4 protein-coding genes are annotated in these 3,382 nt (G+C 74.4%); all 4 read right to left on the bottom strand.

Features of this window, described 5'->3' with window-relative positions; all coding sequences use genetic code 11:
* The coding region (locus MXD58_RS23300; protein WP_250609920.1) for a glycerate kinase at positions 1–429 on the bottom strand (429 nt) is incomplete at its 3' end.
* A gap of 5 nt (positions 430–434) precedes the next feature.
* Complete coding sequence (gene add / locus MXD58_RS23295) at positions 435–1,463, bottom strand: adenosine deaminase (protein WP_248838485.1); 1,029 nt, start codon at positions 1,461–1,463, stop codon at positions 435–437.
* 144 nt (positions 1,464–1,607) lie between these two features.
* A complete protein-coding gene (locus MXD58_RS23290) occupies positions 1,608–2,372 on the bottom strand; it encodes an SRPBCC family protein (protein ID WP_248838486.1) in 765 nt (254 codons plus the stop codon).
* A gap of 191 nt (positions 2,373–2,563) precedes the next feature.
* Entirely contained in the window at positions 2,564–3,346 is a 783-nt protein-coding gene (locus MXD58_RS23285) for a glutamine amidotransferase-related protein (RefSeq protein WP_250609921.1), read from the bottom strand.
* Positions 3,347–3,382 lie beyond the last annotated feature (36 nt).

Here is a 3,382-nt window from a genome sequence, read left to right as displayed (position 1 = left end):
GGTCGACGCCGAGCCGCCGAGCGCGACGAGGATCTCGCGGGCCCCGCTGGCCAGCGCGGCCGCCAATGCCTCGCCCAGGCCAACGCTCTGGGCGCCGAGTGGGTCCGGCGCGGCCATCAGCGGCAGGCCGCTGACCCGGGCCAGTTCGACCACCGCGACGCCGTCCGGCAGCGCCAGCCACGCACCGTCATGGGCGCGCCCGTCGGGACCCGTCACCCGCACCGGCCGACGCGCCGCGCCGGGAACCGTCGCGGCGAAGACGTCGAGGGTGCCCTCGCCGCCGTCGGCGACAGGCAGTTCGACGACCTCGTCACCGGGACGCCGCGACCGCCAGCCCGCCGCCAGCGCTGCGGCGGCCTCGGTGGCCGAGGCGGACCCCTTGAACGAGTCGGGGGCGATCACCACCCGGCGCGCGGGTTCGACCGGCATGCGGTTCAGCCGTGGACGGGCATCGCCGACGGCGCGGGGGACGACGAGGCGACCGGGCCCGCGAGCCAGGCATCGATGCCCGCGAGCGCGGCGGCCCGCACCGGTCCGGGAGCCGCGCCGGCCAACACCGAGCTGCGGGCACAGGCCGCGAGCGCCTCGTCCGACAGCCCGAGCTCGCGGCGGCACAGCTCGTACTCCTCCAGGCAGGTCGGCCCGAACAGCAACGGGTCATCCGCGTTGATCGAGCAGCGCACACCCGCCGCCAGCAGTGCGGGCAGCGGATGCGCCCCCAGGGACGGCACGACCGACAGCAGCAGGTTCGACGTCGGGCAGACGTCCAGGCAGATCTCGCGTTCGAGCAGCAGGTCGACGAGCGCAGGATCCTCGACCGCGCGGATGCCATGCTGGAGCCGGTCGGCGCGCAGCGTCTCGATCGCGCCCCGCACGGAGGCTGGGCCGTCGAGCTCCCCGGCGTGCGGGGTGGACAGCAGGCCGCCGTCGACAGCGACCCGGAACGCCTCTTCGAACGGCTCGGGCGGCCAGCCGTTCTCGTCGTTGTGCAGACCGAGGCCGACCACACCGTGGCCGGCGTAGCGCAGCGCGGTGCGGGCCACCTCAACCGCCCGCTCGGACGAGTCGAAGACCCGGTCGACGGCGGCCATCCAGCGAACGGTGACGCCGTGGCGGGCGGCGGCCAGCTCCGACCGGGCCAGCACGGCCTCCCAGGCCGCGTCGGCGGAACCGAAGACGCCGAGGTGCGCGTAGGGCCAGAAGCTGGGCTCGAGGTAGACGACACCCTCGGCCGCCGCGTCGGCGACCATCTCGTCCACGAGCCGCTCGAAGTCCGCCTGCTGACGGAACACCGGCAGGATGCCGCCGATCACGTCACTGAAGCCACCGAACTCGCTGAACCCCGTGGTGCGCGGCGTCGGGATGCCCGCGGCGGCCGCCAGGTCGGCCAGCGTGGCGGGCCGCATACCCAGCTCGAAGTGCAGATGCAGATGGCCCTTGGGCAGGCAACGCAGATCCCGCATCCCCGAAACCTATGCCGATCGGGGGTGCGGTGACCCACGGGGGCGCGATTGTTACCGCGTCTTCATGTCCCGCGCCGGGGCGGCGGCGCCGCTGCCTGGAGAACAGGCAGCAGCACCACGGCCGCCGTCCGGGAACCCCCGGTCCTACCAGCCGCCGGCGGGGCTGCCCGGCGTGCGCGGGGCGCCGAAGTCCGGCTCGTCGCTGTAGGCCTGGCTGCGGGTGGGGCCGCCGGACGTGGGCGGCTTGGAGTAGCCCGCCTCGTCGCCGAACTCCCGTCCGCCGGCCGGCGTGCCCGGGCCCTGGCCACCGGCCGGGGTACCGAAGCCCTGGTCAGCCGGGGTTCCGTAACCCTGACCACCGGCGGGGCCGCCGTAACCCTGACCACCGGCGGGAGCGCCATAGCCCTGGCCACCGGCGGGGGCGTCGAACCGCTGGGTGCCACCGGCGGCGTCCGGGCGGGGCACCTCGCCGCGCCAGGCACCGGTCTCGGTCCCGCGGTCCTCGATGAACGCCTTGAAGCGGCGCAGGTCCGCCTTGACCCGGCGGTCGTCAGCGCCGAGGACGGCGCCGGCCTTCTCGGCGAACCCTTCGGGCCGCCAGTCCATCTGCACGGTGACCCGGGTTTCGTCGTCGGTGAGCCGGTGGAAGGTCACCACGCCGGCGTGCTCCGGGCCGCCGGTGCTCTTCCAGGCGACCCGCTCGTCGGGAAGCTGCTCGGTGATGGCCGCGTCGAACTCGCGCTCCTGGCCGCCGACCTTGACCTTCCAGTGGGTGTGGGTGTTGTCGAGCTGCGCGATGGACTCGACGCCGTCCATGAAGTTGGGGAAGGACTCGAACTGCGTCCACTGGTTGTACGCGGTGCGGATCGGGACATGGACGTCGATCGATTCCTGAACCGTGGTCGCCATGTGTCCTCCTACCTCGTCCTGAGATGCAGTCATGACGCTCCTCCCCGGGCCGCCGCGTCTAACACACCCGTCGCGTGGTCCATCGCTGCCGGTTCCCGGCCGCAGGCACCCCGCGCGACGGGCCGGGTACGCGACGGGCGGGTACGCGACGGGCCGGGTACGCGACGGGCGGGTACGCGACGGGCCGGGTATCAGCCAGGACGGCGTGCCGTGGCCCGGGCGGCCGCGCGTGCCACGGCGGCCTCGGCGAAGCCACGGATGATCGGATGCGGCCGGCTCGTGTCCGGGCCGAGCTCGGGCTGGAAGAGCGTGGCGAGGAAGAAGGGATGGTGGGGCAGCTCCAGAATGCGGGCCTCGCCCGCCTCGTCGACCCCGCTGAACCGCAGCCCGTGGGCGAGCAGCGGGCCGAGATGGCCCGGATTGATCCCGTACGAGCAGAAGTACCGCTCGACCGTGCGGTCCGCGCCGATGACCCGTTCGGCGAGGGAGTCCCGGGTGATCAGAACGACGCCCTCGTGGCCGCTCAGCGCGCAGGCGATCGGCACGATCAGCGGATCCGGAGCCAGCGGGTCGACCTCGGCGTGCGCCGCGTCGGCCAGGGCGCAGACCGTGCGGGCGAACTCCAGCACCGCGTACTGGAGGCCCCCGCAGGTGCCGAGAAACGGGATGCCGCGCTCCCTGGCCACCCGGATCGCCGTGAGTGCACCCCGTTCACTGGCGTACGGGCCGCCGGGCACCAGCCAGATGCCGTCGAACCCATCCAACGCGGCCGTCGCGACCCCGCCCGGCGCCGCCTGGCCCAGGGCGATCTCGCCCGTCGGGTCCGCGTCGGTCGCGGTCTCGTCGGTCGCGGTCTCGTCGGTCGCGGTCTCGTCCGTCGCGATCTCGTCCGTCGCGATCTCGTCCGTCGGGAGCCAGTAGGCGTCGACGCGCAGGCCGTCGCGGCGGCGCAGCCCGTCGAGCAGGTCCGGCACCCGGCCGTGGGGCCGCCCCGCGGGGGCGGGGGGGGC

Source organism: Frankia sp. AgKG'84/4 (assembly GCF_023242965.2).
In the GTDB taxonomy this organism is placed as follows: domain Bacteria; phylum Actinomycetota; class Actinomycetes; order Frankiales; family Frankiaceae; genus Frankia.
This window is presented reverse-complemented; position numbering and strand designations above follow the sequence as displayed.

Bases quoted from the DNA above. Each gene is read 5' to 3' on its own strand.
- add (WP_248838485.1), bottom strand. From the start codon at position 1,463: ATGCGGGATCTGCGTTGCCTGCCCAAGGGCCATCTGCATCTGCACTTC.
- MXD58_RS23290 (WP_248838486.1), bottom strand. From the start codon at position 2,372: ATGGCGACCACGGTTCAGGAATCGATCGACGTCCATGTCCCGATCCGC.